This is a genomic window from Desertihabitans brevis (assembly GCF_003327535.1).
Taxonomy (GTDB): domain Bacteria; phylum Actinomycetota; class Actinomycetes; order Propionibacteriales; family Propionibacteriaceae; genus Desertihabitans; species Desertihabitans brevis.
Genome location: NZ_QOUI01000007.1, coordinates 62606 through 75081 on the forward strand (window position 1 = coordinate 62606; position 12476 = coordinate 75081).

Consider the following 12476-nt stretch of genomic DNA (forward strand, 5'->3'; position numbering starts at 1 on the left):
CCATGACCCGTGCGGAGGCGCAGGACCCTGACGTCCCCCGGCCGGCTGCCCGCTACCGGGTCGCCCTCCGCCACGGTGACCAGGTGTTCGTGGCCGGGATGACCCCACGCGAGGGCGACCACCTGCTCGCCGTCGGTCGGGTCGGGACGGAGATCGACGTCGGCACCGCACGAGAGCTGGCCGGCGTCGCCGCGGCGCGGTCGCTAGCCGCCGCCGCCAGCTGCCGCGTGGCGGGCGAGCGGCTGGTACCGCTGTCGATGACGGTCTACGTCAGCACCGTCGACCCCACCATCGCGATCTCAGAGGTGGCCGACGGCGCCTCCGACCGGCTGGTCGAGGCGACCGGCTCTCTCCCGGTCCGGGCCGCCGTCGCCGTGGCCGGCCTGCCGGGCGGCGCCCCGGTCGAGGTGTCGCTCGTGGTCGGGGTGGTTCCCGAGGGAGGCGCCCGTGGCTGAACGCCGGCTCACCGTCCTGCAGGGTGAGGTCCCCGTGCCCGCCCTCGACGACCTGCCCGAGCAGGTCGCGGTGACCGTGGTGGACGCCGACGGGCTCGACGCGGCGCTGCAGAGCACGCAGGCGCTCTTCCTCTGGGACTTCTTCTCCGCCGCCGCGACCGACCTGACCCAGCGGGCGCCTCGGCTGGAGTGGGTGCACGTGGCAGCGGCCGGCGTCGATCACCTGCTAAGCCCGGAACTGTCGGCCTCCGGGGTGGTCGTCACGAACGCCGCCGGGGTGTTCGACCGGCGGATCGCCGAGTACGTGCTGGCCTGCGTCGCCGCCCACACCAAGGATCTGGCCGGCACCTGGGCGGACCGGCCAGCGCGGGCGTGGCGGACGCGCGAGACGGGTGACCTGGCAGGGACGTCGGTGCTGGTGGTCGGTGCCGGCGGGGTGGGTCGGGCCTGCGCCCGTCTGCTGCGGGCGGTGGGGATGAAGTGCCGGCTGCTCGCCCGCTCCGCCCGGACGGACCCGGAGCACGGACGTGTGCTGGGGGTGTCGGAGCTCGCCACGGCGGTCGCCACCGCCGACGTGGTGGTGATGGCTGTGCCACTCGCCCCGGGTACCGTGTCGCTGCTCTCGGCCGACATCATCGCCCGGATGCGGCCGGGCAGCTACCTGGTCAACGTCGGCCGCGGACGCACCGTCGACCAGCGGGCCCTCACCGAGGCGCTCCTCTCCGGACACCTCGCCGGGGCGGCTCTGGACAGCTTCGAGGTCGAGCCGCTGCCACCCGGCGACCCGCTCTGGACGCTCCCCCAGGTGCTGGTCTCCCCGCACACCTCGTCGCGGACCGGCCGGTGGCGTACCGACCTGATCGCCCAGTTCACGAGGCTGTGCGCTGGCTGGGCGTCCGGTCTCCCGCTCTCGCCCCAGGTCGACACCCGGCTGGGCTTCGTCCCCGGGAACCGCTGACCGGTCGGCCGTCTGGATTGACGTCGAGCACCGTCCGGGCGGGGGCCGCCCAGGAGCGGCTGCTGAGCCCGCGTCGCGCGACCAGGGACGAGCGCCGCCGCCTTCTGGGCGCGGCTGGCCGGGCTCGCGGTGCGGGCCGTGCTGCGGCTGGGTCGACCGGCTCCCGCCGCTTGACCCCGCCCCTTGGGCAGGACGGATGGTGGACGTGCACCGACGACGACCGAGGAGAGGCATGTCCCGACAGATCGGCCCCGCCGAGTTCGCCCTGGCCACCGGCCTGACACCGAAGGCGCTGCGGCTCTACGCCGAACGCGGCATCCTCGAGCCCGCCTCGGTCGCCCCCGGCTCGGGCCACCGCGGCTACTCCGCCGAGCAGCTGCACCACGGCCAGCTGCTCGGGCTGCTCCGCCAGGCCGGCGTGCCGCTCAGCGAGCTCGGCTCGGCCCGCGACTTCGACCACGCCCGGTGGCGCGACCAGCTGGCACTGCGCCGCCAGCTGGAGGACTTCCACCTCGCGGTCGCCGAGCGGCTCGCCGAACCCGACCTGGACGCCCTCCGGCCGACCACCCGGACGGCGCCCGCCCAGCCGTGGGTCGGCGTCGTCTGCCGCTTCGAGCTGCCCGAGGAACCCGAGGGCCAGCTGCAGACCTTCGCCGCCATGGCCGCCGACCTGCCCGGCGTCCGCCGGACGCTGCACGAGTGGTCCGACGCTCCTCCCGCCCGCTGGTGGACGGCCGCGCCCGACAGCCCGGCCCCGGCCAGCTCGCGGGTCCACGAGATGGTGGTGGCTCGGGAGTCCGCGACCGCGCTGGACGCCGACGCCGAGCGCGCCTTCGCCGAGCACGTCCGGGCCCACCTCGGTGAGCGTGCGGTCCCCCGCACCGGCGTGCTCCCCGAGCGGCGGGAGATCACCTTCGCCCCGGTCGAGCCGCGCCCGCTCGACCCGCTGGAGGAGGCCACGACGGGGTACCTGGAGCTCTTGGCCTTCGAGGAGCACCGGCGTCGCCACCAGCTCGACCCGCTCGGACGGGGTCCGCGGCGGGTGAGCCCCAGCGCCCTGGTCTCCCCGCCGGGGCAGGAGCCACCGACGACGGTGTTCGACGTCCGTCCCGCCGCGGTGGAGGGCTGACACCGAGCGGCCGCGGTCCGGCGTCCGCGTCGGGACCGCGGGTGGGCGCCGGCCCGGGCACAATGGCCCCCATGACCGAGCACGACCAGCGCAGCACCCGGACCGGCGGAGGCCGCCCGTGACCTCCTCGACCCTGCAGCGACGGGGAGCCGCCACCGGCTCCCAGCCGCTCGGCCGGCGGCTGCGGCTGGGCGCGGCCGTGCTCGCCGGACGGGCCGCCGCCCTGGCCTCCCGGCTGTCCGGGCGCGGCAGCGGCGCCTCCATCCGCGGCCAGGTCATGCTGCGGCTCGACCCGACCGCGCTGGCGACGCTGCTGCAGGGACGCCGGATCGCCGCCGTCTCCGGCACCAACGGCAAGACCACCACCACCCACCTGCTGGCGGCGGCCGTCCGCGCCGGGCTGGGCGCCGACGCCGACCGGGTGGTCACCAACGCCGACGGCGCCAACCTGCACCACGGCATCGCCTCCGCCCTCGGGCAGGCGCCGCACGCCGACGTCGCCGTGCTGGAGACCGACGAGCGGGTCGTCGCCGACGTCGTCCGGCTGGGACGTCCGGAGGTGCTGGTGCTGCTCAACTTCAGCCGCGACCAGCTCGACCGCCACCACGAGATCAAGGCGCTGGGTCGCTCGTGGCGCAACGCCCTGGAGGCCGCCGGGGCCGACGGGCCGGTGGTGGTCGCCAACGCCGAGGAGCCGTTGATCGTGTGGGCCGCGCAGACCGCCCGCGAGGTGGTCTGGGTGGACACCGCCAGCCGCTGGCAGCAGGACGCCTCGCTCTGCCCGCAGTGCGGCGCCGGGCTGGCCCGCACCCAGCCCGACCCCGAGACCGGCGAGGGCGGCGACTGGAGCTGCACCGGCTGCGACCTGGCCGAGCCGAGGGCGGCGCTGAAGGTGCGCGACGGGCAGATCATCGACACTGACGGACGCCGCTGGGACCCCCGGCTGCAGGTGCCCGGCGGGTTCAACGTCGGCAACGCCGCCCACGCCCTGGCGGCTGCGCACCTGCTCGGCGTGGGCACCGAGGATGCGCTGGCCGGGATGCGCACCGTCACCTCCCCCGGCGGACGCTTCGCCACCGCCACCATCGCCGGCACCACCGTCCGGCTGGTGCTGGCCAAGAACCCCGCCGGCTGGGCCGAGGCGCTGCCGCTGGCCCGGTCGGAGACCGTGGTGCTGGCGATCGACTCCGCCGCCGCCGACGGCCGCGACGTCTCCTGGCTGTGGGACGTCGAGTACGAGCAGCTGCGCGGGCGCCGGGTGGTCTGCACCGGACCCCGGGCGCAGGACCTGGCGGTCCGGCTGACCTACGCCGAGGTCGACTTCGCCGTCGAGCCCGACCTGGCCGAGGCACTGCGGCTGGCCCGGGCGCACGGATCGGCCGAGCGGTCGGAGCCCTTCGACGTCATCGCCACCTACACCCCGTTCCAACGGCTGCGCCGGATCGGAGGCATCGCATGAGCACCCCCGAACGCGTCCACGTGGCGCTGGTCTACCAGTCCCTGCTCGGCATCTACGGCGACCGGGGCAACGCGACCGTCATCGTCCAGCGGCTGCGCTGGCGCGGCTTCGACCCGGTGCTCACCGTGGTCGAGCCGGGCGACCCGCTGCCCGACGACGCCCAGATCTACCTGCTCGGCGGTGGGGAGGACGCCGCCCAGATCTCCGCGGTCCGGCTGCTGCGCGCCGACGGGGCGCTGGAGCGGGCGGCCGAGCGGGGCGCGGCGGTGTTCGCGGTCTGCGCCGGCTACCAGATCCTCGGCCGCACCTTCACCGTCGGCGAGCACCAGGACGTCACCGACGGGCTGGGCCTGCTCGACGTCACCACCACCCGCGGCCCGCACCGGGCGGTCGGGGAGCTGCTCGGGTGCTGGACCGCCCCGGACGGCCAGGTGCACGAGATCACCGGGTTCGAGAACCACGGCGGCTGGACCGAGCGCGGTCCGGACGCCGAGCCCTTCTGCACCGTCGAGGTCGGCATCGGCAACGGCGACGGCACCGACGGCGCGGTCAGCGGCTCGGTGATCGGGCTCTACCCCCACGGCCCGCTGCTGGCCCGCAACCCCGCGCTGGCCGACCACGTCATCTCCGTCGGGCTGGGACGCGAGCTGGAGCCGCTGCAGCACCCCGAGATCGACGAGCTGCGTCGCCAGCGTCTGGCCGCCGTCCGCGCGGGCCGCTGAGTCGCCCGATTTCGCTCCCGCGACCGCCTGCGGTAGAGTGCTCACTCGCGCGCACCGCTAGCTCAACTGGCAGAGCAGCTGACTCTTAATCAGCGGGTTCAGGGTTCAAGTCCCTGGCGGTGTACCACCTCCAGATCCCCGTCCGGCTCCTGCCGGGCGGGGATCCGTCGTTCCCGGGCGGCCCCTCCCCCGGCTCCTCGCCGTGCGGCAGACTTCCTCCCGCAGGCCGACGGTCGTCCGCGCCGGACGGCCGTCCGATCGGAGGAGGCACGGATGGGCCAGGACGGCACCCGGCAGCTGCTCGTCAGGATCGACGACTACGTCGCCGACCTGTTCGCCCCGCAGGACGAGGCGCTGGAGGCCGCCCGGCGCGACAGCGCGGAGGCCGGGCTGCCCGCGATCAGCGTCTCGGCCGCCCAGGGACGGCTGCTGCAGCTGCTGGCCGGGATCAGCGGCGCCCGACGGGCCCTGGAGATCGGCACCCTCGGCGGCTACAGCGCCATCCACCTCGCCCGCGGGCTGGCACCCGGCGGCACCCTGCTCACCCTCGAGCTCGAGGAGCGCCACGCCGAGGTGGCCCGCCGCAACCTCGAGCGGGCGGGGCTGTCGGAGCGGGTGGAGGTCCGGGTGGGCGACGCCCGCACCAGCCTCGCCGCGCTCGCCGACGCCGGCGTGGAGCCGTTCGACCTGGTCTTCATCGACGCCGACAAGGACGGCTACCCCGACTACCTCGAGGCGTCGCTGCGGCTCTCGCGGCCCGGCACCCTGCTGCTGGCCGACAACACCCTCCGCGACGGCCGGGTGCTCGACCCGACCGACACCTCGACGGCGGCGATCCGCGAGTTCAACCAGCGGCTGGCCGCCGACCCCCGGGTCGAGGCGGTCGTGCTGCCGCTGCTGCGCGAGAAGGTCGACGGCATCGCGATCGCCCGGGTGGTCGGCTAACCGGCGACCGCACCACGCCCGGACGGCCGGCCGTAGGAGAGCCGCCGCAGCAGCGTCTCGGCCGGACCCCGCTCGCCGCGGCGCTCCAGCAGCACCGCACCCGCCACCGTCACCAGCCACACCCCGACCGCGAACAGCGCCGTCGCCGCGCTGCCCAGGACCGCCCCCAGACCCAGCCCCCAGGCCGCCAGCAGCGGGGCGCAGAGCACCGACTGGGCCAGGTAGCACGACAGCGAGCGCTTGCCCACCGCCGTCACCGCCCCGACCACCGGACCGGGCTGATGTCCTCTCAACCGGGCCGCCAGCAGCCCGAACACCGCCACGTAGCCCAGGCCGCCGGCCAGACCGCTGCTGCCCTGCAGCACGCTGAACACCCACGACACCGAGTCCGGGACGGGCAGCACCCCCAGGTGGTCCAGGGCGTGCGCGAGACCCACCACCCAGGCGACCGGCAGACCGATGGCGGCCACCCGGCGGAGCAGGGTCAGGTGCTGCTCGGGGTGCTCCAGCACGCCACGGCGGGCAGCCCAGAACGCCGCCAGCACCGCGACCGGGATGACCAGCGTGAACAGGCCCTGGCCGAGCACCAGCAGCGGCCAGAACGTCAGCCGCGCCGGCACCGAGGCCGGCCAGCTCTCGATCCCGTTGATGGCGGTGATCATGCCGAGCCCGGCGAACGCCGCCTCCGGGGCCGGCATCTGCGCGACCAGGGAGGCGCCGACCACGGCGAGCAGCGAGCCGATGACGATCAGCCCGGTGAGGACCGCGAGCCACACCACCAGCGTGGTGTCGCGGCGCCGCAGGAACCCGGCCACCAGGATCAGCCCGACCAGCCCGTAGGCGCCCAGGATGTCGCCGTACCACAGCAGCGCGGCGTGCAGCAGGCCGAACGCGATCATCCACAGGTGCCGACGGCGGAGCACCCGGCGAACCGTCGGTTCGTCGCTGCCCCGCTCGCGCTGGCGCCGGTACAGCTGGACGATCCCGTAGCCGAAGAGGAAGGCGAACATCGGGTACACCCGCGAGTCCACCACCGTGATGATGACCAGCTGCACGGCCCGGTCGAGCACGCTGCCGTCGGTGGGGTGGACGGTGGAGCTGCCGGCGGCGCTGCCGTAGAGGTGCCACGGGGTGTTGGCGAGGGCGATCAGCAGCAGCATCGCCCCGCGGGCCAGGTCCGGCGCCAGCGAGCGCTGGTCGCCCCGGATCGAGCTCGGCAGTGGTCCCGCGGCGGTGGTCATGACGGGATGCTGCGCCCGGCGTCGCGCCGCCGGAACCCCCGTGCGGGCGAGTTCAGGGACGGCTACGGGCTGCGCCCGACCCCACCCGCGGCCAGACGTCGACCGGCTCAGCCCTTGACCGAACCGGCGGTGAGACCGCGGACGAAGAACCGCTGCAGCGAGAAGAAGACGATCAGCGGCAGCACCATGGTGGTGAACGCGCCGGCGGTCAGCAGGTGCCACTCGGTGCCGAACTCCCCCAGGAGCGTCTGCAGCTGGATGGTGACCACCGAGTTGTCCGGCTCGCTGCGCAGGAAGATCAGCGCCACCAGCAGGTCGTTCCACACCCAGAGGAACTGGAAGATGCCGAAGGCCGCCAGCGCCGGCACCGACATCGGCAGGATCAGCCGCCAGAACGTCTGGAAGTGCGAGGCGCCGTCGATCGCGGAGGACTCGATGATCTCCTTCGGCAACGAGCTCATGTAGTTGCGCAGGATGTAGATGGCCAGCGGCATCCCGAATCCGGTGTGCGCCAGCCACATCGCCAGGAACGTGCCGTTGAGGTCGTAGTCGACGAAGATCTGCAGCAGTGGGACGAAGGCGACCTGCAGCGGCACCACGAGCAGCCCGACCACGACCATGAACAGCAGGTTGCGCAACGGGAACCGCATGAACGTGAACGCGTAGGCGGCGAACGCGGCGATCATGATCGGGATCACGGTCGCGGGCACCGCCACCGCGATGCTGTTGACGAAGGCGTTGGCCATGCCCTGGCTCAGCACCTGGGCGTAGTTCTCGAGGGTGAAGCTCTGCCCGAGCGGGTCGGTGAAGACCGTCCACCACCCCGTGGACTTGACGTCCTGCTCCTGCCGGAACGAGGAGATCAGCACCCCCAGGGTGGGGATGCTCCAGAGCAGGCAGACCACGGCGAGCACCAGGGCCGCCACCCACGGGCGCCTGGCCCGCTGGCCGCTGCCCATCGCCGAGGTCGTGTCGGTGCGCTCCGACGACGCCGCTGCCGTGACGGTCATGCTGGTCCTCCCCTGCTCGTCCACCGGCGGTCGGGCACCTGCCGGCGCGTCACCGTCCCTGCTCCTCGAGCCGGAACTGACGCACCTGGTAGATCATCAGCGGGATGACCGCGAGCATCAGCACCACGACGACGGCGGCGGCCGTGCCGTTGTTGCCGAACTCGAACAGCTGCTTGAAGAACAGGTTGGCGATGACCTCGGTGTCGGAGCGGCCGTTGGTCAGCACGTAGACGATGTCGAAGATCTTCATCACCAGGATGAGGATGGTCGTGAAGACCACGATCATGGTCGGCCAGATCTGCGGCACGACCACCTGGAAGAAGATCTTCACCTCGTTGGCGCCGTCGATCCGCGCTGCCTCGATGGTGTCGTCGGGCACGTTCTTGATCGCCGCCGAGAGCAGCACCATGGCGAAGCCGGCCTGCAGCCACACCATGATGTTCATCAGCAGGAAGTCGTTGATCGAGAACTGGCTCTGCTGCAGCCAGACCACGGGCTCGCCGCCGAAGGCGGTGACGACGGCGTTGAGCAGACCGATCTGCTGGGACCCGGTGAGGTTGGCGTCGTAGACGAAGTCCCAGATCGTCCCGGCACCGACGAAGCTGATCGCCATCGGCAGGAAGATCAGCGACTTGCTGAAGCTCTCCGCCCGCGGACCGAGCCGGTCGGCGAAGATCGCCACCACCAGCCCCACCACCACGCTGAGGGTGGGGACGATGACGATCCACAGCACGTTGTTCAGCAGCGCCGAGCGGAACCCGGCGTCACCGAACAGGTCGACGTAGTTGCCGAACCCGATGAACCGGGTGCTCTCGTCGTTGGCGAAGCTGTAAACCACGGTCTGCACGGCCGGGTAGACCAGGAACAAGCCGACCACCAGCACCGCCGGGGCGATGAAGATGTAGGGCTTGATCCTGTTCTCCCACGGACCGGGCAACCGCTCGACCAGGGCGTTCAGCAGGAAGTAGAGCAGCGTGATGCCGCCCACCCCGGCGATGATCGCGATGACCGCGCCCAGGAGCTTGATCCCCATCGGATCCTCCTACCCGACGCAGCCGACTACTCCGGCCAGCTCTCCTCGATCGCGGTGAAGGCCGCCTCGAGGTCCTTCTCACCGCCGACCCAGGCCACCGTCTCGTCCCAGAAGGTGCCGGCACCGACCTCGGCCGGCATCAGGTCCGAGCCGTCGAAGCGGAAGACGTCGCCCTCCTGCGCCAGCGCGGCGATCTCGCGGGTGCTGTCGTCGGCGTACAGGCTGTTGTCGAAGGTGGCGTGCGGCGAGAGCCAGCCACCGGCCTCGGCCCAGGGCCCGCCGAACTCGGCCGAGCTCATGAACTCCATCAGCTCCACCACGTCGCTGTCGTTGACGAAGGCCGCGGCCATGTCACCGCTGCCGAGGATCGGGGTGCCGTCGTAGCCGTCCTCGATCGGCGGGAAGACGAAGGTACCGACGTTGGCGGCGAGGTCGGACTGGACCTCGTCGGGGAAGAAGGAGGTGACGAAGCTGCCCTGCCGGTGCAGGTAGCAGGTGGGCGGCTCGTCGAACATGCCGTTGGGCGAGACGTCGAACGGGGTGGTGAGGATGGCCTGCCGGCCGCCGGCAACGTTGCCCTCGGTGAAGGCGATGTCGTCGGCGAAGCGCTGGGCGGCCGCGATGATCTGCGGGTCGTTGAAGGGGATCTCGTGGCTCGTCCACTGGTCGTAGACCTCCGGGCCGGCGGTGCGCAGCACCATCTCCTCGACCCAGTCCGTCAGCACCCAGCCGGTGTCGGCACCGGCCTCGGCACCGATGCACCACGGCGTGTTGCCGTCCTCGCGCATCTGCGCGGTGAGGTCGACCATCTCGCTCCAGGTGGTGGGGGCGGTGTAGCCCGCCTCCTCGAACGCCGGGGTCGGGTACCAGGTGATGCTCTTGACGGCCATCCGCATCGGGGCGGCGTAGACATCGCCGTTCTCGGCGGTGACGGCGTCGAGGAACCCCGGGATCAGTGTCTGCTCGATCGAGCCCACGTCGACCAGGTCGTTCAGTGGCAGGAGATCACCGGACTCCCCGAGCTCGTTGACCAGACCGGGCTGGGGGAAGAGCGCGATGTCGGGCGGGTTGCCGCCCTGCACCCGGGTGCGGATCTCGGTGGTGAAGTCGGTCGAGGGCACGTAGGTCACCTCGATCCCGGACTGGGCCTCGAAGTCGGCCAGCGCCGCCTCGAACCCGTCGGACTCCGGGGCGGGGAAGGATCCGAGGATCTGGATCTGGCCGTCGCCCTCGGCGGTGTCCTCCGGCGCGCCGCCGCCGCCACCGCCCTCCTCGCTCTGCAGGCACCCGGAGAGCAGCGCCGCGCTGAGCACCGCCGCCCCCACTGCCAGTCCGCTCTTCCTCAGATCCGCCATTGATCGCTCCTTCTGGACGAGCCAGCCCTCGACTGGGAGGACACTGGACACCTGCACCTTCTCTTCTACCAACTTCCGATCACACCAATCACGTCCGTGACGACATCGTGATCGATCCTTCACCGCTTCTGGGGTGGCTCTCAGCGTCGGCGGGTCAGCCTGCGCAGCACCAGCACGAAGGTGACGACGCCGGCCACGGCCCCGCCGATCAGCGCGATCCGGTCCCACCGCCAGCCGTGCTCGTCCTTGACGTGGGAGGCGGCCTGGTCGAGTTCGGCACGAGCCTGCGCCTTGGCCTCGTCGACCGAGCGCTGCACCACCCGCTTGGGGTGCACGTCGTCGACCAGCTCCCGGACGTCCTCGGCCACCCGGGCGCGAGCAGCCGCGACCTGGGCCCTGGCCTCGTCGATCGTGATCCTGGGCTGCTTCTCCTTGGCCATGCTCACTCCTTCGATCGGCTGCGGTGGTCAGCCTAGTGGTGCGGCTGCGCCGGGGTCGGGCGGGAAGTAGGGTGACCGCCATGACGAGCCAGCTCGCCCCCGGCGACACCGCCCCCGCCTTCACCTTGAGCGACGCCGGCGGTCGACAGGTCTCACTGGCCGACTTCACCGGTCAGCGTGTCATCGTCTACTTCTACCCAGCCGCGATGACCCCAGGCTGCACCACCCAGGCGATCGACTTCACCGCCGCCACCGACTCCCTCACCGGGGCGGGCGTCAGCGTGCTCGGGATCTCCCCGGACGAGCCGGGCAAGCTCGCCCGTTTCGCCGAGCAGGAGGGGATCAGCTTCCCGCTGCTCTCCGACCCGGGCCTGGAGACGCTCAAGGGGTGGGGCGCCTACGGCTCGAAGATGCTCTACGGCAAGGACGTCCAGGGCGTCATCCGCTCCACCTTCGTGGTCGACGTCGACGACGAGGGCGTCGGCACCGTGGTCGAGGCCCGCTACAACGTGCGGGCCAAGGGCCACGTCGAGCGGCTGCTGCGCGACCTCGGCGTCTGACCCGGCCCGGAGCGAGCGTCACCCCTAGACTGACGACGGCACTCCCGCCGGAGTGGTGGAACTGGCAGACACGCAGGATTTAGGTTCCTGTGCCCCTGGGCGTGAGGGTTCGAGTCCCTTCTCCGGCACCCCGCCCGCCAGGGCCTCCCGGCTGACCGCCCGGCGTGCCACGCTCGGCTGGTGCAGACCCGCCTCCAGCTCACCCGCCGCACGGCCCTGATCCTGACCGCCGTCGGCCTGGGCGGGGTCGTCGGGTGCTCCTCCCGGAGCACCCGCGAGCTCGCCGACCGGTGCCGCGCCGTGCCCGGTGTCGCGGAGGTCGCGATCACCGACCGGGTCGGCTTCGCCTCAGCCGCCCAGGTCTCGCTGCTGCTGGCCGACGGCCTGTCCGCGGCCGGGGCGCACACGGCGGTGGCCGAGGTGTGCCGGCTCTGCGACGCCGACGGCTGGAGCGGTGAGCTGCAGGTGCGACGCGTCCGGGACAGCCCCGAGCGGCTGGTCACCAGCACCACGAGCCCGCCCGCCGCCGCGCTGCTGGCGGACTGGTTCACCGTCGGCGACGCAGTAGAGGGATCGGTCTTCCTCAGCACCACCGGGACGCCCGGTGCCCCGGTGGAGCGCGCGACCTGTCAGGTCCGCAGCGCCGACGTCGCCGCCGACCTCGAACGGTGCGTCGGGCTGGCCACCACCTCCTTCGACCGGTGGGTGCTGGAGGACCCGGAGGCGTGGCAGCGCTGCACCGTGCCCGTCCCCGAGCCCGACGACGTCCGCCATTGGCGGCGGCTGGTCGACTCCACAGAGCCGCTGCCGGCACCGCTCCGGCAGGCCTCCTGGTCGTCCAGCCGGCTGCCCGACCTCCGTCAGCTCGAGCTGGCGCTGCGGCTCGCGGACGACCGCCCGCCGGCGGAGGTCCGCGCGGAGGAGGTGCTGCCGGTGGTCGAGCCCATGCTGGCGGCGGCGGGGCTGACGGCCACGGAGGTGGAGGCGACCGGGCTCATCACCTTCGACCTCACCCTGCTCCGGTTCGAGGGCCGCCGGGAGTACCTGGGCAGCTGGCGCAGCGACGGGCGTCCCAGCTCCTCCGCCCCGCTCGACGCCGATCTCGACGAGCTGCTGCCGCTGCCGGGCTGAGCGGGCGCCGGTCCGCGGGTCGCGGCCCCGAGCTGGGC

General features: G+C 72.8%; 13 protein-coding genes and 2 tRNA genes. 10 read left to right on the top strand and 5 right to left on the bottom strand.

Annotation, left to right across the window (positions count from 1 at the left end; genetic code table 11):
* Nucleotides 1-2: 2 nt before the first annotated feature.
* The 7 genes from DT076_RS12055 to DT076_RS12085 all read left to right on the top strand — a co-directional run bounded on the left by DT076_RS12055 (nt 3) and on the right by DT076_RS12085 (nt 5668).
* Nucleotides 3-455, top strand: coding sequence for a RidA family protein (locus DT076_RS12055; protein ID WP_147264139.1), 453 nt, complete (start codon nt 3-5; stop codon nt 453-455).
* Nucleotides 448-1413, top strand: coding sequence for a D-2-hydroxyacid dehydrogenase (locus DT076_RS12060; protein WP_114126937.1), 966 nt, complete (start codon nt 448-450; stop codon nt 1411-1413). Before DT076_RS12055 ends, DT076_RS12060 begins: the two co-directional genes overlap by 8 nt.
* A gap of 232 nt (nt 1414-1645) precedes the next feature.
* Nucleotides 1646-2542 carry a MerR family transcriptional regulator gene (locus DT076_RS12065; protein WP_158548116.1) on the top strand — a complete coding sequence of 299 codons (897 nt, stop codon included), beginning with the start codon at nt 1646-1648 and terminating at the stop codon, nt 2540-2542.
* Nucleotides 2543-2822: 280 nt separating this feature from the next.
* Complete coding sequence (locus tag DT076_RS12070; protein ID WP_114127117.1) at nt 2823-4001, top strand: MurT ligase domain-containing protein; 1179 nt, start codon at nt 2823-2825, stop codon at nt 3999-4001.
* Nucleotides 3998-4723 carry a type 1 glutamine amidotransferase gene (locus DT076_RS12075; RefSeq protein WP_114126939.1) on the top strand — a complete coding sequence of 242 codons (726 nt, stop codon included), beginning with the start codon at nt 3998-4000 and terminating at the stop codon, nt 4721-4723. Before DT076_RS12070 ends, DT076_RS12075 begins: the two co-directional genes overlap by 4 nt.
* A 51-nt stretch (nt 4724-4774) precedes the next feature.
* Nucleotides 4775-4850: transfer RNA gene (locus DT076_RS12080), tRNA-Lys, on the top strand.
* Nucleotides 4851-4996: 146 nt separating this feature from the next.
* Nucleotides 4997-5668 carry an O-methyltransferase gene (locus tag DT076_RS12085; protein ID WP_114126940.1) on the top strand — a complete coding sequence of 224 codons (672 nt, stop codon included), beginning with the start codon at nt 4997-4999 and terminating at the stop codon, nt 5666-5668.
* Here DT076_RS12085 and DT076_RS12090 read toward each other — a convergent pair.
* The 5 genes from DT076_RS12090 to DT076_RS12110 form a co-directional block, all read right to left on the bottom strand.
* Complete coding sequence (locus DT076_RS12090) at nt 5665-6909, bottom strand: DUF418 domain-containing protein (protein WP_114126941.1); 1245 nt, start codon at nt 6907-6909, stop codon at nt 5665-5667. The two genes, DT076_RS12085 and DT076_RS12090, sit on opposite strands and share 4 nt — an antisense overlap.
* A gap of 107 nt (nt 6910-7016) precedes the next feature.
* Nucleotides 7017-7919, bottom strand: coding sequence for a carbohydrate ABC transporter permease (locus DT076_RS12095; protein ID WP_114126942.1), 903 nt, complete (start codon nt 7917-7919; stop codon nt 7017-7019).
* A 49-nt stretch (nt 7920-7968) separates the two neighbouring features.
* Nucleotides 7969-8952 carry a carbohydrate ABC transporter permease gene (locus tag DT076_RS12100; protein WP_114126943.1) on the bottom strand — a complete coding sequence of 328 codons (984 nt, stop codon included), beginning with the start codon at nt 8950-8952 and terminating at the stop codon, nt 7969-7971.
* 26 nt (nt 8953-8978) lie between these two features.
* Complete coding sequence (locus DT076_RS12105; protein ID WP_114126944.1) at nt 8979-10307, bottom strand: ABC transporter substrate-binding protein; 1329 nt, start codon at nt 10305-10307, stop codon at nt 8979-8981.
* 140 nt (nt 10308-10447) lie between these two features.
* On the bottom strand, nt 10448-10747 hold the full coding sequence (locus DT076_RS12110) for a DUF3618 domain-containing protein (RefSeq protein ID WP_114126945.1): 300 nt from the start codon (nt 10745-10747) through the stop codon (nt 10448-10450).
* Nucleotides 10748-10827: 80 nt separating this feature from the next.
* Here DT076_RS12110 and DT076_RS12115 point away from each other — a divergent pair, with 80 nt between their 5' ends.
* The 3 genes from DT076_RS12115 (at nt 10828) to DT076_RS12125 (ending at nt 12438) form a co-directional block, all read left to right on the top strand.
* Entirely contained in the window at nt 10828-11307 is a 480-nt protein-coding gene (locus DT076_RS12115) for a peroxiredoxin (protein WP_114126946.1), read from the top strand.
* A gap of 46 nt (nt 11308-11353) precedes the next feature.
* Nucleotides 11354-11435, top strand: a tRNA-Leu gene (locus DT076_RS12120).
* 52 nt (nt 11436-11487) lie between these two features.
* Nucleotides 11488-12438, top strand: a complete 951-nt coding sequence (locus DT076_RS12125; protein ID WP_114126947.1) for a hypothetical protein — start codon at nt 11488-11490, stop codon at nt 12436-12438.
* Nucleotides 12439-12476: the final 38 nt, after the last annotated feature.